The organism is Catellatospora coxensis (assembly GCF_016862635.1).
Classification (GTDB): Bacteria; Actinomycetota; Actinomycetes; order Mycobacteriales; family Micromonosporaceae; genus Catellatospora; species Catellatospora coxensis.
This window is the reverse complement of record NZ_BONI01000115.1, coordinates 1-21171: the sequence shown is the minus strand read 5'-3', so window position 1 is coordinate 21171 and position 21171 is coordinate 1. Positions and strand designations below refer to the sequence as shown.

At 71.4% G+C, this 21171-nt stretch carries 20 protein-coding genes and 1 pseudogene; 5 read left to right on the top strand and 16 right to left on the bottom strand.

The features are described from left to right. Positions 1–67: 67 nt before the first annotated feature. Positions 68–583 (bottom strand): hypothetical protein, encoded by a 516-nt coding sequence (locus tag Cco03nite_RS39070; protein WP_203699080.1) that lies wholly within the window; start codon positions 581–583, stop codon positions 68–70. Between the two features lie 125 nt (positions 584–708). Then, positions 709–1545, bottom strand: a complete 837-nt coding sequence (locus Cco03nite_RS39065) for a GNAT family N-acetyltransferase (protein ID WP_203699079.1) — start codon at positions 1543–1545, stop codon at positions 709–711. A gap of 159 nt (positions 1546–1704) precedes the next feature. Here Cco03nite_RS39065 and Cco03nite_RS39060 point away from each other — a divergent pair, with 159 nt between their 5' ends. After that, positions 1705–2304 (top strand): PadR family transcriptional regulator, encoded by a 600-nt coding sequence (locus tag Cco03nite_RS39060; RefSeq protein ID WP_373314436.1) that lies wholly within the window; start codon positions 1705–1707, stop codon positions 2302–2304. A gap of 206 nt (positions 2305–2510) precedes the next feature. Here the strand turns inward: Cco03nite_RS39060 and ispG are convergent, their stop codons facing one another. The 12 genes from ispG to Cco03nite_RS39000 all read right to left on the bottom strand — a co-directional run bounded on the left by ispG (position 2511) and on the right by Cco03nite_RS39000 (position 12970). After that, positions 2511–3677, bottom strand: coding sequence for a flavodoxin-dependent (E)-4-hydroxy-3-methylbut-2-enyl-diphosphate synthase (gene ispG / locus Cco03nite_RS39055; RefSeq protein WP_203699078.1), 1167 nt, complete (start codon positions 3675–3677; stop codon positions 2511–2513). 7 nt (positions 3678–3684) lie between these two features. Next, positions 3685–4920, bottom strand: a complete 1236-nt coding sequence (locus tag Cco03nite_RS39050; protein WP_203699082.1) for a M50 family metallopeptidase — start codon at positions 4918–4920, stop codon at positions 3685–3687. Next, positions 4917–6098, bottom strand: coding sequence for a 1-deoxy-D-xylulose-5-phosphate reductoisomerase (gene dxr / locus Cco03nite_RS39045; protein WP_203699081.1), 1182 nt, complete (start codon positions 6096–6098; stop codon positions 4917–4919). Before dxr ends, Cco03nite_RS39050 begins: the two co-directional genes overlap by 4 nt. 60 nt (positions 6099–6158) lie before the next feature. Next, positions 6159–6749, bottom strand: a complete 591-nt coding sequence (locus Cco03nite_RS39040; RefSeq protein ID WP_203699077.1) for a Uma2 family endonuclease — start codon at positions 6747–6749, stop codon at positions 6159–6161. Positions 6750–6866: 117 nt separating this feature from the next. Continuing rightward, on the bottom strand, positions 6867–7364 hold the full coding sequence (locus Cco03nite_RS39035; RefSeq protein WP_203699076.1) for a hypothetical protein: 498 nt from the start codon (positions 7362–7364) through the stop codon (positions 6867–6869). Next, positions 7361–7900, bottom strand: a complete 540-nt coding sequence (locus tag Cco03nite_RS39030; RefSeq protein ID WP_203699075.1) for a GNAT family N-acetyltransferase — start codon at positions 7898–7900, stop codon at positions 7361–7363. Before Cco03nite_RS39030 ends, Cco03nite_RS39035 begins: the two co-directional genes overlap by 4 nt. Position 7901: 1 nt before the next feature. Beyond that, positions 7902–8444, bottom strand: a complete 543-nt coding sequence (locus Cco03nite_RS39025) for a YcxB family protein (protein WP_203699074.1) — start codon at positions 8442–8444, stop codon at positions 7902–7904. An 85-nt stretch (positions 8445–8529) separates the two neighbouring features. Further along, positions 8530–9699, bottom strand: coding sequence for an alkaline phosphatase PhoX (locus Cco03nite_RS39020; RefSeq protein ID WP_203699073.1), 1170 nt, complete (start codon positions 9697–9699; stop codon positions 8530–8532). A gap of 20 nt (positions 9700–9719) precedes the next feature. Beyond that, on the bottom strand, positions 9720–10874 hold the full coding sequence (locus Cco03nite_RS39015) for an alkaline phosphatase PhoX (protein ID WP_203699072.1): 1155 nt from the start codon (positions 10872–10874) through the stop codon (positions 9720–9722). 185 nt (positions 10875–11059) lie between these two features. Further along, positions 11060–11662: a DUF6707 family protein gene (locus Cco03nite_RS39010; RefSeq protein WP_203699071.1), complete on the bottom strand. Its 603-nt coding sequence runs from the start codon at positions 11660–11662 to the stop codon at positions 11060–11062. 11 nt (positions 11663–11673) lie between these two features. Next, positions 11674–12447, bottom strand: a complete 774-nt coding sequence (locus Cco03nite_RS39005) for a GntR family transcriptional regulator (RefSeq protein ID WP_203699070.1) — start codon at positions 12445–12447, stop codon at positions 11674–11676. Continuing rightward, a complete protein-coding gene (locus tag Cco03nite_RS39000) occupies positions 12428–12970 on the bottom strand; it encodes a UTRA domain-containing protein (protein ID WP_203699069.1) in 543 nt (180 codons plus the stop codon). The genes Cco03nite_RS39005 and Cco03nite_RS39000 overlap by 20 nt, the downstream gene beginning before the upstream one ends. Before the next feature lie 171 nt (positions 12971–13141). Here Cco03nite_RS39000 and Cco03nite_RS38995 point away from each other — a divergent pair, with 171 nt between their 5' ends. Next, positions 13142–13417 (top strand): hypothetical protein, encoded by a 276-nt coding sequence (locus tag Cco03nite_RS38995; protein WP_203699068.1) that lies wholly within the window; start codon positions 13142–13144, stop codon positions 13415–13417. A gap of 126 nt (positions 13418–13543) precedes the next feature. Here the strand turns inward: Cco03nite_RS38995 and Cco03nite_RS38990 are convergent, their stop codons facing one another. Then, a complete protein-coding gene (locus Cco03nite_RS38990) occupies positions 13544–15619 on the bottom strand; it encodes an MMPL family transporter (RefSeq protein WP_239168018.1) in 2076 nt (691 codons plus the stop codon). 132 nt (positions 15620–15751) lie between these two features. On the opposite strand from Cco03nite_RS38990, the gene Cco03nite_RS38985 reads away from it, so the two are divergent. After that, positions 15752–16519 (top strand): TetR/AcrR family transcriptional regulator, encoded by a 768-nt coding sequence (locus tag Cco03nite_RS38985; RefSeq protein WP_203699066.1) that lies wholly within the window; start codon positions 15752–15754, stop codon positions 16517–16519. A 74-nt stretch (positions 16520–16593) separates the two neighbouring features. Continuing rightward, positions 16594–19071, top strand: a complete 2478-nt coding sequence (locus Cco03nite_RS38980; protein ID WP_203699065.1) for a GcvT family protein — start codon at positions 16594–16596, stop codon at positions 19069–19071. A gap of 161 nt (positions 19072–19232) precedes the next feature. Here the strand turns inward: Cco03nite_RS38980 and Cco03nite_RS38975 are convergent, their stop codons facing one another. Continuing rightward, a complete protein-coding gene (locus Cco03nite_RS38975) occupies positions 19233–20423 on the bottom strand; it encodes a S8 family peptidase (RefSeq protein ID WP_203699064.1) in 1191 nt (396 codons plus the stop codon). 523 nt (positions 20424–20946) lie between these two features. Between Cco03nite_RS38975 and Cco03nite_RS38970 the strand changes: the two are divergent. Next, a pseudogene (locus Cco03nite_RS38970) lies at positions 20947–21078 on the top strand (cell division protein DivIVA); the annotation flags it as partial. Positions 21079–21171 lie beyond the last annotated feature (93 nt).

Below are 21171 nucleotides of genomic sequence, written 5' to 3'. Positions count from 1 at the left end.
GCCGGCCTGGACGGTGCATCCGCCGCGGGCGAGGGCTACGAGAGCGACGAGGGCGGCAGCGGCGAGGTCACTCGGTGGAGGGCTTCGCGGCCGGGGCGGCGGCGGGGCCGGGGCTGGCGACGGTGCTGGCCAGCTGCTCCCAGATCATGCCGGTCTGGTGGGCCAGCGCGCCGACCACGGCGGGCACGACGGGCAGCAGCCAGTCGGCGACCCAGCCGTGGTGGGCGAGGTTCAGCACGACGATCGCGGCCACCGCGCCGCCCACGCCGTGCGCGCTCGCCCGCCACGCCGCCCGGCCCGAGTGGGAGATCGCGGCACGGCGGGCGGCCTTGTCGCTGAGGTTGGGGAAGCCGGACAGCGCCTTGGCGTCGCGGCGGCCGAAGTTGAAGCCCGACACGGCGAGGGTGACCGCGCAGCCGGTGACCACCGCGGCGAGGGCGTTGCGGGTCAGCAGCATCAGCAGGGCGGCGGACGCGCCGCCGGTGCCGACGGCGACCACGGCGCGGATCCACTCCTGCTTCTCTCCGGGATACCAGTAGTACTTCGTGGTGGTGTCAGAGAGCTGTTTTACGATCCGCCCCATAGGGGTAGTCACCTCGCCGGCCGTCACAATCGGTCAGCCACTATCGTTACTTAACGTAGTTAGCTAGGTGCGCAAAGTCACGAAAATGGTCGTGGCTTCGGCGTGGCGCGCCGCCGGACGGACCGTCAGAACAGGACGGTCGCGAACGCGCCCACCTGCCGGAAGCCCAGCCGCTGGTACACCCGGCGGGCCGGGGTGTTGAAGTCGTTGACGTACAGGCTCACCGTCGGCGCGACCCGGCGCAGCGCGTCGCGCACCACGGCCGCCATTCCGGCTATCGCGAAGCCGCGCCCACGCCACGAAGGATCGACCCAGACCCCCTGCACCTGCGCGGTGTGCCGGGTCACCACGGCCAGCTCGGCCTTGAACACCACCGTGCCGTCGACGATCCGGGCGTACGACCGCCCCGCCTTCACCAGCTCCGCGACGCGCCCGCGATAACCCCGCCCCCCGTCGTCACCCAGCGGCGACACCCCGACCTCCTCGGTGTACATCGCCACCGAGGCCGGGAACACGAGGTCGACCTCGTCGGGCCGCACCTGGCGCACCAGCGGATCGGCGGCCACGGCGGGCGGGGTGTCGACGACGAGCAGCGGCTGATCGGCGCGCACCGTACGCTCGGGACCCCACGCGGGCCGCAGCAGGTCCCACAGCCCCAGCACCGCCCCGGACTCCCCCACCAGCGACGCGCACACCCGCGGCTGCCCGGACACCATCTCGGCGAACGCGGCGACGGCGGCCGTGTCGGCGCCCACCGGGGAGACCTGCCCGCCCGACCAGAGCACCGCCTCCGGGTGCCGCCGGCTGCCGTACCCGTAGAGCCGCCCGTCGGCGCGCCAGCCCAGCCCGCGGATCGCCACCCGCTCAGCCACCTGCGCCGCCGCAATCGGGTACGCCGCCAGCAGGCGTTCCACTGCGGCGCGGTCAGCTTCGGCCAGCTGCCGCACCGGAAGGGTGAGCATGACCACAGCCTAATGAGATCCGCGCGGCCCGCCAGTGGTATCCCCGGTAAAGCAGGTTGTCGTCAACATGTTGCCGATATATCGTAAACACATCGCTGATACGTCAGCGATAGTCACAGGATCCGCCCCAGCGAGGGCGGACACGACGAGGAGGACGAGATGTTCCGACGACACCACGGACCCGACATGCACGATCACGCCCACGGACACGGCGGGCACGGCCACGGCCACGACCCGCGCCTGTTCGCCTTCGGCCCGATGCGGCCGCCGTTCGGCCCCGGCGGCTTCGGCCACGGGCGCGGGCACGGCCGGGGACGCGGCCGCCGAGGCAACACCCGCGCGGCGGTGCTGGGCCTGCTCCTGGAGCGCCCGATGCACGGCTACGAAATGATCTCCGAGCTGGAGACCCGCACCGGCGGCGTCTGGCGCCCGAGCCCCGGCTCGATCTACCCGACCCTGCAACTCCTGGAGGACGAAGGCCTGATCGTCAGCGAGGAGACCGGCGGCCGCAAACGCTTCACCCTCACCGAAACCGGCCGCGCCGAGGCGGAGCGAGCCGGCGAATCCGGCCACGGCCGCCCCTGGCAGGACTTCGACGCCGACCACATCGCCCAGTCCCAGGAGTTCCGCGAGGCCGGCTTCGCCATCATGTCCGCCCTCCGCCAGGTGGCCATGACCGGCACCCCCGCCCAACGCCAGCAGGCCCTGGAAACCCTCCAGGACACCAAACGCAAGCTCTACTCCATCCTCGCCTCATGACCCACCCCACCCCACCCCACCCCACCCGCCCCCCCGCCCCCACCCGCCGCGGCGATCTTGCGCGAACTGTGGGGACGACACACTCCGATCGGACAAAAAGGCAACAGTTCACGCAAGATCGTTGCGATCTTGGGCGGGGCGGCCGGGTGGGGGGATGCGAGAAGGCCCCGTTCCGGGAGGAACGGGGCCTTCTCGGCGGTCAGGGGTCAGTGGACCGTGACGACGGCGGGGGTGGGGGCGTCGTCGCCGAGGGGGTCGATGCCCATGTCTGCGGCGATCTTCATGGCCTCCTCGACCAGGGTCTCGACGATCATCGACTCGGGGACGGTCTTGATGACCTGGCCCTTGACGAAGATCTGGCCCTTGCCGTTGCCCGAGGCCACGCCGAGGTCGGCCTCGCGGGCCTCGCCGGGGCCGTTGACGACGCAGCCCATGACGGCCACGCGCAGCGGCGCCGGGAAGCCGTCCAGGGCCGCGGTGACCTGCTCGGCCAGGGTGTACACGTCGACCTGGGCGCGGCCGCAGGACGGGCAGGACACGATCTCCAGACCCCGCTCCTTGAGGTTCAGCGCCTCCAGGATCGCGGTGCCGACCTTGATCTCCTCGACCGGCGGGGCGGACAGCGACACCCGGATGGTGTCACCGATGCCCTCGGCCAGCAGCGCGCCGAACGCGACCGCCGACTTCACGGTGCCCTGGAACGCCGGGCCCGCCTCGGTCACGCCGAGGTGCAGCGGGTAGTCGCACTGCTGCGCGAGCAGCCGGTACGCCTTGATCATCACGACCGGGTCGTTGTGCTTGACGCTGATCTTGATGTCCCGGAAGCCGTGCTCCTCGAACAGCGAGCACTCCCACAGCGCCGACTCGACCAGCGCCTCCGCGGTCGGCTTGCCGTACTTCTCCAGCAGGCGCTTGTCCAGCGAGCCCGCGTTCACGCCGATGCGGATCGGCACGCCGGCCGCCGAGGCCGCCGCGGCGATCTCCTTGACCTTGTCGTCGAACTGCCGGATGTTGCCCGGGTTCACCCGCACCGCCGCGCAGCCCGCGTCGATCGCCGCGAACACGTACTTCGGCTGGAAGTGGATGTCGGCGATCACCGGGATCGGCGACTTGCGGGCGATCGCGGGCAGCGCCTCGACGTCGTCCTGCGAGGGCACGGCCACCCGCACGATCTGGCAGCCGGACGCGGTCAGCTCCGCGATCTGCTGCAGGGTCGCGTTGACGTCCGAGGTCAGGGTGGTCGTCATCGACTGCACGCTGACCGGCGCTCCGCCGCCGACCGGCACGCTGCCGACCATGATCTGACGGCTCTTGCGCCGCGGCGCGAGCGGCGTGGGCGGAGCAGCCGGCATACCAAGGTTGATCGCAGTCACAGCACACTCACTTGTAGATCGAGATGGGGTTGACGAGGTCCGCGGTCACCGTCAGCAGGGTGAAGGCACCGAAGATCAGGATGACCGTATAGGTCAGGGGCATCAGCTTGAAGTAGTCGACCCGGCCCGGGTCGGGCTTGTGCAACCGCGCGTACACCCATGAACGAATTCTCTCGAACCACGCGATGAACAGGTGTCCCCCGTCCAGGGGAAGCAGCGGCAGCAGGTTGAAGATGCCGATGAACAGGTTGAACGCGATGAACAGCCCGACGAACATGCTCCACGCGCCCTCGTTCACCGCCTCGCCGCCCAGCAGGCTGATGCCCACCACGCTGATCGGGGTGTTCGGGTCGCGCTTCTCGCCGCCGATGGCCGAGAACAGCGCCGGAATGCGCTTCGGGAACTCCTTGAGCGCCTCGAACGTCGCGCCGACCATCGTCCCGGCGTACTGGGCGCTGGCGCCGACGGCCTCACCGGGGCCGTACTTGACCAGGTAGGGGATGGTCGAGTCCAGGCCGACGCCGATCGCGGCGACCTTGCGCACGCTGCCGTCGGTCATCTCGCGCTCGACCTCAGCCGGTGTCACCTGCACCGTCTGCGGAGCGCCGTCGCGCAGCACCGTCATCGTGGCGGCCTGGCCCACGCCCAGCGGCCGGATCTGCTGGAGCGCCTCGCCCCAGTTGGCGACCGCGGCGCCGTTCACGGCGATCAGCTTGTCGCCGTCGCGAAGGCCCGCCTGGCTGGCCGGGCTGGCCGGGCTGGCCGGGTCCTTCGCCTCGCAGTCGCGCAGCGGCAGGGTGGTCACGACACACGGCTGCACCCGCAGCACGGCCGGCTGGCCGAGGCTGGGCTCCTTGGTGGGCAGGTCAGGGTTGGGCAGGCCGGAGAAGACCGCCAGCCCCCAGATCGCGACGGCGGCCAGGATGAAGTGCACGATCGAACCGGCCGACATCACGATCGAGCGCTTCCACACCGGGAAGCGCCACATCGCCTTGGGGTCGTCGGCGTCCTCGTCCTGCGGTGTCATGCCGACGATCTTGACGAAGCCGCCGAGCGGGATGCCCTTGACGCCGTACTCGGTCTCGCCGCGGCGGAACGACCAGAGAGTGGGACCGAAGCCCACGAAATACCGCGTCACCTTCATGCCGAAGGCCTTCGCCGTGCCCATGTGGCCGGCTTCGTGCAGGCTTACGGAGATCAGGATGACAAGCGCGAAGAGGGCGATCCCCAGGGCGTTCATCAGGCGCTCTTCTCCTTGATCAGGTCATGTGCGCGCGTGCGCGCCCAGTGCTCCGCGGCGAGCACGTCCTCGACGGTACCCGGTTCGTCGAAGTCGGGCGCACCCTCGACGATCTCCGCCACGGTGTCGACGATGGCCAGGAACGGCAGGCGGCCCGCTGTGAAAGCCGCCACACACTCCTCGTTGGCGGCGTTGTAGATCGCCGGCCGGCAGCGCCCGGCCCGGCCCGCGGCCTTGGCCAGCTCCACCGCCGGGAACGCCTCCACGTCCAGCGGCCGCAGCTCCCAGTTGTGCGCGAGCGTCCAGTCGACCGGCGCGGCCGCCTCGGCCACCCGGTCCGGCCAGCCCAGCGCCAGCGCGATCGGCAGCCGCATGTCCGGCGGGCTGGCCTGGGCCAGCGTCGAGCCGTCGGTGAACTCGACGAGGGAGTGCAGCACCGACTGCGGGTGCACCATCACCTCGATGTCGTCGTACGCCACGCCGAACAGCTCGTGCGCCTCGATCACCTCGAGGCCCTTGTTCACCAGCGTCGCCGAGTTGATCGTCACCACCGGGCCCATGTCCCAGGTCGGGTGCTTGAGCGCCTCCTCGACGGTGACCGCGCCCAGCTCCTCGCGGCGGCGGCCGCGGAACGCGCCCCCGCTCGCGGTCAGGATCAGCTTGCGCACCTCGGCCCGGGTGCCGCCGCGCAGGCACTGCGCCAGCGCCGAGTGCTCGCTGTCCACCGGCACGATCTGCCCCGGCTTGGCCACCGCCCGCACCAGCGGCCCACCGGCCACCAGCGACTCCTTGTTGGCCAGCGCCAGGATGCGCCCCGCCCGCAGCGCGGCCAGCGTCGGCGCCAACCCCAGCGAGCCGACCACGCCGTTGAGCACGATGTCCGCCGGCCACTGGGCCAGCTCGGTCATCGCCTGCGGGCCGGCCAGGATCTTCGGCAGCTTGAAGTCGCCCGACGACCACCCCCGGCGCTGCGCCTCGGCGTAGAAGGCCAGCTGCAGGTCCTGCGCGGCGGTGGACTTGGCCACCCCGACCGCCTCGACGCCCAGCTCCAGCGCCTGCTGCGCCAGCAGGGCCACGTTGCCGCCGCCCGCGCCCAGCGCGACGACGCGGAACCGGTCCGGGTTGCGGCGCACGATGTCTATCGCCTGGGTGCCGATCGACCCGGTGGAGCCGAGCAGCACGATCTCGCGGGGGATCATGCCTTCATTCTCGCCGAGCCTGCCGAGGGCCCGCTGAGCGGGCTACTCGTCGAGCAGGTCGACCGGGTCGATCTCGAACACGAACGGCTCCCGCATCACGAACCGGGTGCCCGCCGCCGCGGCCGCCACCGGCCGGTATTCCCCTTCCACGAGGGAGTGCAGCGCCACCACCGGCACCCGGTTGCGGCACTCGATCCGCATGAACCAGGGCACACCCGCGGCCGCGTACTGCTTCGGCCTGTCGATGATGTCCTTGCGGCGGTTCCCCGGCGAGACGATCTCGCCGAGCAGCAGCGCGTCGGCGATGTTCATCGCGACCTTGCCTCCGCCGGACACGCGGAACACTCCGAAGTCAGGGATGAACAGGTCATCACCGGAGATCAGGTTGACCTCGGGATAGGCGAACAGTCCGACCACCTTCGCCGCCCGCCGGAGCGCGTGCACTAGCTCGGCACTGATGGTTTGATGATCCACATTCGCGTGGGGGGACACGATCACACTCCCGCGGAAGACCTCGATCTTGCGGCCGTTCGTTTCCGGGAGTAGTTGCAGCGCCAGGTCGGCAGTCCACTCCTCGATCTCGGTCCATTCCTCGATCGTGTGCAACTGCCGGGCTCTTGCCGGTGCCGCCATCGCGCTCACCCCCTTCCGCGGGGAGTCTCTGCCGCCATCAGCCTAACGGCGCACCCCGTACGACGGCAGATATCGACCATCGGATAAGGGCGTGTTAACTCACCAAAGTCGGCGGGTTCAGGCCGCGCGGGCGGCTACCCGACCGTTCTCCACCAGCGCGACGGCAAGGGCGCAGGCCTGCTCGAACCTTTCGGGCTGCGCCACCTCACGCGGGAGGAACAGCAGCACCTGCGAACCGCTGAACAGCAGCAGGCCGCCCTCATCCACCTGCTGAGCGCTGACCAGTGCGGCCGCGTACCTGCTGTACGACAGCGCCGTCGTCACCTCGACGGCGTCGGCGGACAGGACGAACTCGCGGGCGAGCAGCGCGTACGGCGGCAGTCCGCGCACGGCCCGATGGATCACCACGCGCGGCAGGAACCACGAGACGGCACCGCTGCCGGCGAGCACCCATGCGATCGCGCCGCCTGCGCCGGCCAGCAGCAGGAGCCCGACGGCGAACAAGAACAGCGCCAAGGTGCGAATCAGCAGCCAGCGGCGGGCACCCCAGGTCTGATACACCCAGTGCCAGTGCTCCGCCGTCGGCGTGAAGCTCAACCGGACATCGGCCGTCATCCGTTTCCTTCCTTCCTGATCACGTACAGCTCGGCCTCGATGTCGTACCAGCGGTGGGTGCGGCCGACCCGGGTCATGCCGAGGCGGCGCATCACCGCGAGCGAGGGCGCGTTGTCCGGGCGGGCGATGGCGTGGATCTCCGTCAGCCCGAGCGCCCAGCCGTACGCCAGCACGGCCCGCGCCGCCTCGGTGGCGTACCCGTGCCCCCAGCTGTCGGGGTGGAAGTGCCAGCCGATCTCGACCTCACCCCGGCCGGGCCCGTCGGCGGGCTCAGGGAGCGGTTTGAGCAGCACCGACCCGGCGACCACACTCGTGTCGCGCGACTCCGCCGCCCACACGCCGTAGCCGGGTTCGGCGGCGTAGTACTCGCGCCGCCGGTCGATGACGAGCTGCGACTGGGCCGGGCCGGACAGCGGCGTGGGCATGCCGAGCCAGCGGGTGACCTCCTCGCGCCGGTAGATGTCGTAGTTGCGGGCCAGGTCGGCGGGGCTGTCGGTCCACTCCCGGATGATCAGCCGCTCGGTTTCGACGCGCACGTCAGACCTCCGCGGGCGGAGGCAGGTCGGCGGGGCGGCCGACCAGGTGGGCGTACCGGTCGACGACCACCGCGATGGCCGCGTCGTCGGCGGGCGAGATCAGGCCGCGCGGCACGATGATCCCGCCGACCGAGCGCACGGTGAAGTGCCAGTCGTCCTTGGTGCGTACGACCGGGGACATCAGCGCCCAGCGGTGGAAGAACTCCCCGCTCGCCTGGGTCAGCCGGACGCCGTCGGCGTCGATGCGCACCGTCATCGGCGCGTACCAGAAGTCCGGGGTCTTGCGCAGCCTCAGCCACGCGGTCAGGCACACCTGCGCCACCAGGCCGGCTCCGAGGACCGACAGCCAGACCGCGGCGAACGGGTACGGCCCGCCGAGCTTGCCCCACAGGTCGAACGCCCAGACCGCGACGGTCAGGCTGACCAGCGCCACCAGCACCGCCGTACGGTTCCGGGAGCTCTTCCCCGTCCAGGCGACGCGGCGGAGCCCACTGCGGTCCCACATCCACGTCACCTCGACGAGGTCCTCGCTGTGGATCTGCATCGGGGCAGTATGGCCACCGCGCCTGCCCGGGTCAACGCCGGTGATCCCGGCCCGCGCCAACGGATCGGGCGGCCGGCGAACCGCGTCACGGGCCTCGGAACGGGCCGGTGACCTCGTACGTGATGCCGCCGGAACCCGACTTCGCGCCGGAGACGCCGCGCTGGGACGAGAAGTAGAGCCGGTCCCCGGCCGGGTTGAAGGCCGGGCCGGTGATCTCCGAGGCGTCCTGCCCGGTCAGGCGCAGGAACGGCGCGACGACCCCGTCCGCGGTGATCAGGTTGAGCTCCATGTTGCCGCCGTCCTCGGCCACGTACAGGTCGGCGTTGCGGGGCGAGCCGGTGATGTTGTCCACGCCGGTCAGCGGGGGCGTGCCGCTCACCAGCGAGTCGTCGTACGCCAGCGCGACGGTCGAGGCGGCGGCGTCGTACGCCCACACCCGGTTGTCGCCCTTGGTGGTGAAGTAGCAGGTCCCGTGGTCGTACCAGCAGCCCTCGCCGCCGTCGAAGCGCAGCGCCGCGCCGACCTGCCGCCGGGTGGGCACCGGCCGGCCGCCCGGGTCCGGGACGTCGCGCCAGGTGACCGTGCCCGAGGTGGTGCCCACCGGGGCGCACAGCACCTGCAGCCGCCCGGTGTCCAGGTCGCCCCACGCGCCGGGGACGAAGCGGTAGAAGCAACCGTCCTCCTCGTCCTCGGTGAGGTAGACGACCCGGCGGTCGGGGTCGCAGGCGGCGGCCTCGTGCTTGAACCGGCCCATCCCGGTGCGTTCCCGGGCGGGCCGCACGCCCCACGGGTCGGTCTCCAGGACCCGGCCGTGCGGGATCTCCTCGCACGACAGCCAGGTGTGCCACGGCGTCGCCCCGCCCGCGCAGTTCACGCTGGTGCCGGACAGGATCCGGTACGCGGAGCGGACGCCTCCGTCGGAGCCGAACCTGATCGCCGAGGCCCCGCCGGCGACCGGGATCTCCGAGTTGGAGACGTAGATCCACCCCGGGCCGTCGGCGAAGCAGGCCCCGCCGTCGGGGGCGGCGTGCCAGGTGTACGTCGTGCCGGGCACGGTCCGGCCGGACCGCGCGACGACCCGGCCGGTGAAGCCCGCGGGCAGTGCCAGCCCGTCGGCGCCGGCCGGCAGCAGCTCACCGTACGGACCGACGCCCGGCTGGGCGGCCGCGGCGAACGCGCGCTCCCACAGCGCGCCCGAGAACGCGGCCGCCCCGGCCCCGACGACCCCGGCCCGCAGCACCTGACGTCGGTCCATCACGTTCCTCCCGTCCGTGGTCAGGACCGGAACGGCCCGGTGACCTCGTACGTGATCGCGCCCGACGAGGAGCCCGAGGTGCCCCGCTGGGACGAGAAGTAGAAGCGGTTGCCGGCCGGGTTGAAGGCCGGCCCGGTGACCTCCGAGGAGCTCTGCCCCGTGATGCGCAGGAACGGCGCGATGACGTCGTCCGGAGTGATGACGCAGATCTCCAGGTTGCCGCCGTCCTCGGCGACGAACAGATCCCCGCTGGTCGCGCTGCCGGTGATGTTGTCGACCCCGGTCAGCGGCGGCGTGCCGCTCACCAGCGAGTCGTCGTACGCCAGCTCGATCAGCGCGGTGGCCGTGTTGTACGCCCAGACTCGATTGTCGCCCTTGGTGGTGAAGTAGACGATGCCGTTGTCGTACCAGCACCCCTCGCCGCCGTTGAACCGCTTCACGCCGCTGACCTGGTTGCGGGTCGCCGTCGGCGAGCCGTCCGGGTCGGGCACGGTGGCCCAGGTGAGCGTGACGGACGTGCCGGAACCGCCCTTGGCCACCTGAAGCGTGCCGGTGCCGAGGTTTCCCCAGGTGTTCGGGATGAACCGGTAGAAACAGCCGTCGCTCTGGTCCTCGGTCAGGTAGATGACCTGGTTCACCGGGTCGCAGGCGGCGGCCTCGTGCTTGAACCGGCCCATCGCCGGGCGGGCCGCGGCCGCGTTCACGCCCCACGGGTCGGTCTCCCAGACCCGGCCGGTCGTCGTCTCCTCGCAGGACAGCCAGGTGTTCCAGGGCGTGTGCCCGCCCGCGCAGTTGGTGGAGGTCCCGGACAGGATGCGGTACGCGCCGGTGACGGTGCCGCCGGAGTTGAACTTCACCGCCGACGCCCCGCCCGCGGACACCTCGGAGTTGGACACGTAGATCCAGCCGGAGCCGTCGGCGAAGCAGGCCCCGCCGTCGGGGGCGGCGTGCCAGGTGTACGACGTGCCGGGCACGGTCTGGCTGGACCGCGCGATGACCCGGCTGGTGAAGCCGGAGGGCAGCATGATGCCGTTCGCGTCGGCGGCCTGCAGCGCCCCGTACGGGCCGGGACCCGGCTGGGCGGGTGCGGCGAACGCCTCTTTCCACAGCGCGCCCGAGAAGGCGGCGGCCGCGCCGCCCACGACCCCGGCACGCAGCACGTTACGTCGGTCCACAGTAGACCTCCACGATCGTCGATGTCTGTCCATGGGCACGCTAAGAGCCCCAGACGTCGTGCATCCCGTGGTCAGATGAACGCTCTATGTCGCAACGGTTTCCAGCCGCAGCGGCACCCTATCAAGATCCGTTTTTGTGGACGCTGGATGCCCCCACAGGGGCGCCGGGCGTCCACAAAAACGGATCACAGCTTGAGCAGCGCCCGCAGATAGGCGGTCTTGGCGTCGAACTCGCGGTCGATCCGCTCCAGCGGCCACCGCCCGTGCCCGCCCCACAGGCCGAGGAAGGCCAACTCGCCCAGCTGCGCGCTGGTGTACCCGAGGTCGTCGGCCGGCCGGTTGCCCTCCTGCCACTCGACCTGCCAGCCGCCCAGCCGGTTCTCCATCGCGTCCCACCGCCCTCGGGCGTCCCACTCGTCCGGCCGGCCGTACGCGGCGACGATGTGCGAGCGGCAGGCCTCGGCGAGCGCGAGATCGCCCCGTGCCATGGCGGTCCGCACGGTCAGCGCCAGCACGTTCTCCACCGGGCCGTAGCGGGTGAAGTTCCCGTCGAAACGGTAGGCGAGCAGCTCCCGCCCGACGGCCGAGAGTTCGTCCTCGCGGCGGTGCAGGTGCAGCCGCGCCGTCAGCTCGTCCAGCCGCTGCAACGCCTCCAGGCGGGTGAAGCTGAGCCGTTTGAGCGCCATCGTCTTCATCCGCTTCAGATCCCGCTGCCGTTCCTCCTCCGGGGCGAGCGCGACGGCCAGCGCCTGCCGGGCCTGCTCGGCGAGTTCGCTCAACGACGACATGGCCGCGAATCCTAAGCGGCCCCACCGCTTTCCGGAACCACCGCCTGCCGGTACGAGAGCTCGTACCGGTGCGCACCTTTGACGAGCACGCTCGCCTCGATCGGCCGTCGGCCCGTGGTGAGAACGGTGCGCATGGTGCGCAGCACCGGAACCTCGCCGGGCAGGCCGAGCAGCCGGGCTTCCTCGGCGGTGGCCGGGCGGGCGGAGACCTGGTCCGTCCACTCGACCGGCGGATGTCCCGCGTCAGCCAGCAGACGCGGTATGCCACCGCGGACCAGCCGCCGCTCCGCCAGCGCGGTGCCACGGGCCAATTCCAGCGGAAAGTACAGCCAGGCCAGTTCGACGGGCTCGTCGTCGAGCAGCAGCACCTGCTGGCGCAACTGAACCGCCGCACCCTCGGCCAGCCCGAGGGCCGACATCACCGCGGCGGGCGGCGGGACCTCGCGCACGTCAACCAGGTGCACCCGGCCACGGCCTCGGCCGCCGCCGTCGGTCCAGCGGGAACCCGCACCGGGCTGAGCCGGCGGCATGTATGCCGCAGGCTCGATCGCCAACGGTGACAGCTCACGCACGAACACTCCCAGCCCGGCTCGGCCGACGACGAACCCCTCGTCCTTGAGCACGGCCAGGGCGCGCTGGATCGTCTGGCCCGTCACCGCGAACCTGGTCATGAGCTGCTGCGTCGACTCCAGGCGAGCACCGGGTGGCAGATCGCCCGACATGATCAGCGCACGCAGTTCGGCGGCGATCTGATGGTGGCGAGGTCTACTGTCGCGATACGCCATCGTCGCCCACCTTCATCCGGTACCGGAACACCCGGCCCTCGGGCCGCATCACCATCGCCGCCACCTCGTACGCTCTGCCATCGCGGTCACGGGTCACCCGGAACAGTTCCACCACCAGGCTGCCGTCCGCGAGGTCGAGCGATGCCGTCTCCGCCGCCGTGCCCGGTCTCACCGCCAACTCCTCGGCCACCTCGTCGGGCAGGTAGCCGAGCGTGGCGAGCAAGGTCGGCGCGCCGCCGCGAATGCGCCCGGCCTCGGCCAGCCCGGTTCCACGCGCGACCTCCAGCGGGTAGTACGAGTCGGCCAGCTCCACCGGTCGCTCGTCGAGCAGGACCAAGCGGCGGCGTACCACCACGCGTGGGCCGAGGACGGTCGCCACGGCAGGCGGCGCAGCCACCTCGGCGACCTCCAGCAGCCGCTGCGTGCCCACCCCGCCGAGCTGCGCCGCCTCCACCGTCCACGCGTCGGGCGCACCCACGGGCTGCGGCAGGACGTAGGAGATCGGCTCGCCGGAGGGTTCCATGACGCGCACTCTACCCGCCGCAAACCTTGATGACTTAAGTAGTAAGGCAGTAAGGTTCCCAGCGACAGCCGTCACTCCCTTCGATCGGAGTCACCCATGCGTGCCGGACCGGCGGACCACCTGTCACACCTGCCACATGGCGAGCTCGCCGTGGCTCTCTATCACTCCCCCATGCCCGATGACGCGGGCGCGGTGCGCACTGCCACGCCGGCACAGATCGAGGAATGGGTGGGCAAGGGCATAGCAGCCGCCGGAGACCTGGACCGGGTGGCCGCACTCGCCCAGCGTTCCCGCGAGTTGGGGACCCTGCGGGCCAGGGGCCGGGCTACGGACGTGCAGCGCCACGAGTACGCCGCCATCTGGCCGTCCCGTTCCCGCGCGCACCTGGCCTGCGGACTCGCCTATCACGTGGTCCGGCGGCGGCTTGCCGTTCGGGGACTTCGCTGACCGTCGGGCCGCTCTCCGCGGATACGCGAAAGATCGCTGTTTCGGGTCAGAAAGTGGTGCCTGGCTGCACCTTCTGACCCGAAACAGCGATCATGGCCCGTAAGCCAGTCGGCCGCGCGGCGGGGGTCAGGCCTCCTTGAGGCCGTAGCGGCGGTAGACCAGGCTCAGCGGGCCCGGGGCCCACCAGTTCCAGCGGCCGAGCAGCCGCATCGTGGCCGGCACCAGGACCGCCCGGACGAGCGCCGCGTCGATGGCCACGGCGACCACCATGCCGACGCCGAGCACCTTGATCGTGGTCGTGCCGCCGGTCGCGAACCCGCCCAGCACCACCATCAGCAGCAGCGCCGCCGCGGTGATGATCCCGCCGGTGCGCTGCAGCCCGGACGCGACGGCCTGGGTGTTGTCCCCGGTCGCGTCCCACTCCTCGCGGACCCGCGACAGCAGGAACACCTCGTAGTCGGTGGCGAGTCCGAACAGGACCGCCAGCATCAGCACCATGTTGCCCGGTTCCAGGAACCCGGTCACCGTGAAACCGAGCCACTCCGACAGGTGCCCGTCCTGGAAGATCCAGACGACCACGCCGAACGACGCCCCGATCGAGATGACGTTCATGAGGATGGCCTTGAGCGGCAGCACGACCGAGCCGAAGGCCAGGAACAGCAGCAGGAACGTGCTCACCGCGACCATGGCCAGCATCCACGGCAGCCGCCCGCCGAGGGAGTCGAGCTGGTCCAGGTCGGCCGCGGTACGCCCGCCGACCAGCATCTGCGTGCCGTCCGGCACCGGCAGGTCCCGGATCGCCTGCACGACCTGGCGGGCGCTCTCGTCGGCCGGCTCGCCGGGGTACGACGCCGTGATCAGGGTGGCGTCGCCCTGCTGAGCCGCGATCATCGCGCCGGGCACGTTCGGCACGGCCTGGACGCGGGCCAGCATGGTGTCCGCGCCGGGACCGAGGATCAGGACGCTGATCGGGGCGGCGCTGCCGCCGGGGAACTCGGCGGCGATGCGCTCGGTGACGGTGCGGGACTCGGTGCCCGCGGGCAGCACCCGCTCGTCGAACCCGCCGAACTGGGCGCGCAGGAACGGGGTCGCGGTGAGCGCGAGGACCGCGGCGACACCCAGGGCGTACAGCACGGGCCGGCTCATCACGCTGCGGGCGATCCGGGCCCAGCCGCCCTCGCCCGCCGGGCGGGCCTGGAACAGCTTCGGCAGCGGCACCCGCAGCGCGTTGATCTTCGGGCCGAGCACGGCCAGCAGGGCGGGCAGTGCGGTGAGCGCGGCCAGCATGGCGACGAGCACCGCGGCCATGCCGCCCCAGGCCATGGACTTGAGGAAGTCCATCGGGAAGATCAGCAGGCTGGCCAGGGCGAGCGCCACGGTCAACCCCGAGACCAGCACGGTACGCCCCGCGGTGGCCAGCGTGTGCGCGACCGCGTCGGCGGGGCTGCGCCCGGCGGCCAGCTCCTCTCGGAACCGGCTGACCACGAACAGCGCGTAGTCGATCGCCATGCCCAGGCCGAGCATCGTGATGATGTTGACGGCGAACACGGACACGTCGGTGACCTGGGCGAGCAGGCGTACCGCGATGAAGGCGCCGAGCACGGCGAGCACGCCGACGAACAGCGGGGTGGCCGCGGCGACCAGGCCGCGGAAGATGAACACCAGCAGCACCAGCAGGATCGGCAGGCTGATCAGCTCGGCCTTGGTGATGTCGTCGTTGATCCGGGTGTTCGCGTCGTCCAGGAACGGGATCAGCCCGCCGACCTCGGTGTGCAGCCCCTCGGCGGCCAGGTCCTCGCGCAGCGCGGCGAGGTCGGCGAGCTTGCTGTTCTCGTCCCCGTCGCGCAGCTGGATCGCCAGGTAGGTCGCGTGCCCGTCGGTGGACGTGAAGCGGCCGGGCACGCCCGGGGTGTGCGCGCCGACGACGCTGGCGATCTCGGGCCGCCCGGACAGCTCCGTGGCGACGGAGGTCACCGCGCCGGAGAACGCGGGCTGGTCGTACGTCAGGCCGTCGGACGAGTACAGCGCCAGGATGTCGACATCCTGGCGGCCGAGCTGGGCGGTGATCTCCCGGTGCGCCCGGCTGGACGCGCTGCCCGGGTCGTCGAACCCGCCGCTGATCAGGTCACCGAACACGCCGCCGCCCCACGACGCCCCGATGACCAGCACCGCCGCGGCGATCCCGAGCACCAGCCAGCGCAAGCGGACTACCGCTCGCCCCCACCACGCGAACATCGCGTTCCTTCCCGGAACAGATATGATTGTTTACGCCACTCATTTGAGTGAACGGTGTTTACTTTCGCTGACGACGTTCACTCCGGTCAAGGGAGCTCCATGTCGGACACCTCACACCGCCGCGAGCGCCTGCGCGAGCGCACCCTGACCGAGATCAAGGACCTGGCCCGCGCGCAGCTGGTCGCGAGCGGCCCCTCCGGCATCTCGCTGCGCGCCATCGCCCGCGACATGGGCATGACCGCCGCCGCGCTCTACCGGTACGTGCCCGCGCTGGACGCCCTGGTCATCGAGCTGTGCACGGACCTGCACAACGAGGTGCGCATCGCCTGCGAAGCCGCCCGCGACGCGGACCCCGATCCCGACCCGGTGCGGCGGCTGCTCGTCATGGCGCGCGAGCTGCGGCGCTGGGCGCTGGAGCACCGCCCCGAGGCGACGCTGATCTTCGGACCGCCGCTGCCGGGCGTGGAGCAGTTCCACCAGCAGTGCGACGACCTGCAGTGCGCGGGCGCGCAGCTCGGCCAGATCTTCGTGGCACCGCTGCTGGAGCTGTGGCAGGCCGGGCGGCTGCCCCGGGTCCCGCACGTCGACCTCGACCGGCTGGCCGGGGCGCTGCCCGCGCACGGCGAGCTGCCGATCGAGGTCACCGCGGTCTTCCTGACCTCCTGGATCCGCCTCTACGGCGTACTCGCCGCCGAACTGTTCGGCCAGCTCACCTGGGCCGCCACCGACACCGAACCCCTCTTCGAGGCCGAACTCGCCTTCTTCGCCGCCCAGGTCCCCCCGACCGCCGCCGCGGCCGCCGCTCCCTCCGCCGCAACTCTTAACGAGTCGCGGCCTCAGGACCGGCCGGAGCCCGCGAGTCTTTAAGAGTTTCGGCAGGTGGAGAGCGGCGTGGGCGGCGGGTGACTGATTGGCGGGTCAGGAAGGTAGGCTCGCGCGCTATGACGAGTGACACATCCGGTCCGCAGTTGCCCGAGCGCGCCCGCGTGGTGGTCGTCGGCGGCGGCATCATCGGCACCTCCATCGCGTACCACCTGGCGCACATGGGCTGCCAGGACGTGGTGCTGCTGGAGCGGGACAAGCTCACCTCCGGCACCACCTGGCACGCCGCCGGCCTCATGGTCACCTTCGGCTCGATGTCGGAGACCTCGACCGAGCTGCGCAAGTACACCCGCGACCTGTACAGCCGGCTGGAGGCCGAGACCGGCCTCGCCACGGGCTTGAAACAGGTCGGGTTCGTGCAGGTCGCCACGGACGCGGACCGGCTGGAGGAGTACCGCCGGGTGTCGGCGTTCAACCGGCTGTGCGGCGTGGACGTGCACGAGGTCTCCCCCGGCGAGGTCAAGGGCCTGTTCCCGCTGGCGAACGTGGACGACGTGCTGGCCGGGTTCTACGTCGCCGAGGACGGCCGGGCCAACCCGGTCGACGTCACCATGTCGCTGGCCAAGGGCGCCCGCATGCAGGGCGTACGCGTCATCGAGAACGTGCCCGCCACCGGCGTCCTGAAACGGGGCGACACCGTCACCGGCGTGCGCACGCCGTACGGCGACATCGAGGCCGAGTTCGTGGTCAACTGCGCGGGCATGTGGGCCCGGCAGCTCGGCGAGCAGGCCGGGGTGAGCATCCCGCTGCAGGCCGCCGAGCACTACTACCTGATCACCGAGCCCATCGAGGGCATGCACGGCGACCTGCCGGTGCTGGAGGACCCGTCGTCGTACGGCTACTTCCGCGAGGAGGGGGCCGGCCTGATGATCGGCCTGTTCGAGGCGCTGTGCGCGCCGTGGAAGGTCGAGGGCATCCCGGACACGTTCTCCTTCGGCGAGCTGCCCCCGGACTGGGACCGCATGGCGCCGTACCTGGAGAAGGCGATGGCCCGCATCCCGATCTCGACCGAGGTCGGCGTGCGCAAGTTCTTCTGCGGCCCGGAGAGCTTCACCCCCGACCTGGCCCCGATCGTCGGCGAGGCCCCGGAGCTGAAGAACTACTTCGTCGCGGCCGGCCTGAACTCGATCGGCATCCTGACCGGCGGCGGCATCGGCCGCGCCATGGCGCACTGGATCCTGAACGGCCGCCCCGACATCGACGTGACCGGCATGAACATCGACCGGCTGCACACGTACCAGAGCAACCCGGCCTACCGGGCGACCCGCACCGTGGAGTCGCTGGGCATGGTCTACGCGGCGCACTACCCGGGCAAGTCGATGGAGACGGCCCGTGACGCCAAGCTGTCCCCGATCCACGAGCGGCTGCGCGCCCAGCGCGGCTACTTCAAGGACGTCAGCGGCTGGGAAAGCCCCGACTGGTACGCCCCCGAGGGCGTCGCACCCAAGGTCGACAAGCTGTCCTGGGGCAGGCAGAACTGGTTCGGGTACTGGGCCGAGGAGCACAAGGCCGCCCGTGAAGGCGTGATCCTGATGGACATGTCGTTCATGGCGAAGTTCCTGGTGCAGGGGCGGGACGCGGGAGCGGCGCTGGAGCGGCTGAGCGCGAACCGGGTCGACGGCGAGGCCGGGACGATCACGTACACCCAGTGGCTGAACGACGGCGGCACCCTGGAGGCCGACCTGACCGTCACCAAGCTGGCCGACGACCGGTTCTGGGTGGTCGCCTCGGACACCGCGCACCGGCACGTCGAGACGCGGCTGCGCCGGCACTTCGAGGCGACCGGGGCGCACGCGTTCGCCACCGACGTGACCGGGGCGTACGCCCAGATCAACATCCAGGGCCCCCGCTCGCGGGAGCTGCTCGCGGCCGTGACCACCGCGGACATGTCGAACGAGGCGTTCGCCTTCCGGACCGCCCGGGAGATCGACCTCGGGTTCGCGCGGGCGCTGTGCATCCGGATCACCTACCTGGGCGAGCTGGGCTACGAGCTGTACATCCCGGCCGAGCAGGCGGTGCACGCGTACGACCGGCTGGTCGAGGCCGGGCGGCCGCTGGGGCTGCGGCACGCGGGCCTCAAGGCGCTGTCCAGCCTGCGGATGGAGAAGGGCTACCGGGACTACGGGCACGACATCGACAACACCGACTCGGTGCTGGAGGCGGGGCTCGGGTTCGCGGTCGCGCTGGACAAGCCGGGCGGGTTCATCGGGCGCGAGGCGGTGCTGGCGAAGAAGGCCGAGGGGCCGCTGCGCCGCCGGCTGCTGCAGGTGCTGGTCACCGACCCCGACGCGATGATGTTCCACGCCGAGGTGGTGCGGCGCGACGGGGTGCCGGTGGGCTACATCAGGGCCGCGTCGTACGGGCACACGCTCGGCGGGGCGGTCGGGCTCGCGATGATCGACGCCGGGGACGTGCCGCTGGACCAGGCGTGGATCGACGCGGGCAGGTGGACGGTGGAGATCGCCGAGCGGGTGTACCCGGCCACGGCCTCGTTGCGCCCCCTGTACGACCCGAAGAACGAGCGCATCAAGCTGTAGCGCCCGACTTTCATGGACGTTGGCCTATCTCATCGACTTCGATCTCGATCCAGTCGACGAGATAGGCCAACGTCGTTCGCAAGGCGGCCCCCTCGGCACGCCCTGCCGGTGCCCGGCGGGGTTCGGGGGTCTGAGAACCCCGCCGGGGCTTGGGGGTGAGGTCAGAAGTTGCCGGTGTAGAGGAGGCGGTTCGGGGAGCCGCTGCCCGGCGAGCCGACGACGCCCGTGGTCGCGTTGGCGATCAGCGCCGACTGCACCTGCGCGGGCGTCGCGCCCGGGTTGTTCTGCAGGTACAGCGCGACCGCGCCGGCCACGTGCGGGGTGGCCATCGAGGTGCCGCTGATGGTGTTGGTGGCGGTGTCGTTGGTGAACCACGACGAGGTGATGTTCACGCCCGGGGCGAAGATGTCGACGCAGGTGCCCCGGTTGGCCCAGGAGACCTTGCTGTCGTTGCTCTGCGTCGCCGACACCGTGATCGCCTCGGGCACCCGGGCGGGCGAGTAGTTGCAGGCGTTGGCGGCGAAGATGCCCAGGATGCCGTTGCCGGCCGCGATGGCGTACGTGACGCCGTCGGCGATCGACGCCTTCACCGCGTTGTCCAGCACCGTGTCCGCCCCGCCGCCGAGGCTCATGTTGGCGACCGCGGGCTCGCCGGGGTCGTGGTCGGCGGTCACCCAGTCGATGCCCGCGACGACCTGCTCGGTGGTGCCGCTGCCCTCGGCGTCCAGCACCCGCACCGCGACCAGGGTCACGCCCTTGGCCACGCCGTACGCGGTCCCGCCGACGGTGCCGGCGACGTGGGTGCCGTGCCCGTTGGCGTCGTCGGCCGTGCCGCCGTCGATGGCGTCGAACCCGGACACGGCCCGCCCGCCGAACTCGCTGTGCGCGAACCGGATGCCGGTGTCGATGATGTACGCCCGCACCGACGACGCGGTGTTGGAGTAGGTGTAGGAGTTGCTCAGGGGCAGGTTGCGCTGATCGATGCGGTCGATGCCCCAGGTGGCGGGCGACTGCGTGGCGCTGGCCCGGTGGATCATGTTGGGCTGCACGTACGCCACGGCCGGGTCGGCGGCGATGCGCCGGGCGGCCAGCGCGCTGCCGCTGAACGAGAAGCCCTTCAGGCCCGCCCGGAACGTCTTGCGCAGGCTCGCCCCGTGCCGGCCGGCCAGCGCGGGGGCGGCGGAGACGTCGGCGCCGGGCTTGAGGACCACGAGGTAGCTGTCGGCCACGACCTCGCCGTTCACGGCGAGCACGGCGGCCTCCGGCGGCGCGGCGGCGGCGGCCGCGGGCAGGGCGGTGGCGCCGGCCAGCACCAGCGCGACACCCAGCACGAACGTGGGGGCACGTTTCATGGTTGGTTCCTCCCCTGTCAGGCCGGCTGCCCGCGGCACTGGCTCGTAGCTCGTGGCAGGACCCGCCGGAACTGTTTTGGAGGAACGTATACAGCGATTATGAATATTTGAAGACTTATGTTTATCGCTGTCTTGCGATTCACTGGAAAGGTTGGGGACCCGGCCCCCGGGCCCGGCCACAACGTCCGCACCGCGCCCCGCCGCTCTTCAACATCCGCTTGACCTGCATAAACGCCAACGGACCGAGCTGCGGCGCGGTGACGGGACGCGCCGCCTTGACGGCATCGGCTTTCATGTCGGTGACACGGGGAGGTACGGGATGCAGACGACGGCGCAGCGGTGGTCCACCGCGTTCGCCTGGCTGGGCACGGGAACGCTGGTCGGCGTGTACGCCGAGGGGGCCGCGCTCTGGATCGGCGTCGGGCTGCTGGGCGCGGGCCTGCTGCTCACGCTCGCGGGGCTCGGCGGTGACGCGACCCTGCTGCCCACCCCCGTGCGGACGCGCCCCGACGGGCAGCTGGGCCTGGACGGCCTGGGCACCCGGGTGCAGCAGATCCTGCGGCTGGCCGAGGAGCAGGCCGGCGACCACCTCGCGGAGGCCCGGCGGGAGGCGGAGCAGATCGTGGCGGCCGCGCACGCGGAAGCCGCCCGGGTCAGGGGCGGTCACCCCTGACCCGGCCGGCCGGTGTCCTTGACCGGCGGCGCTAGGCCGCCGGGGTCTCCTGCGGCTGCCCGGCCTTCTCGGACC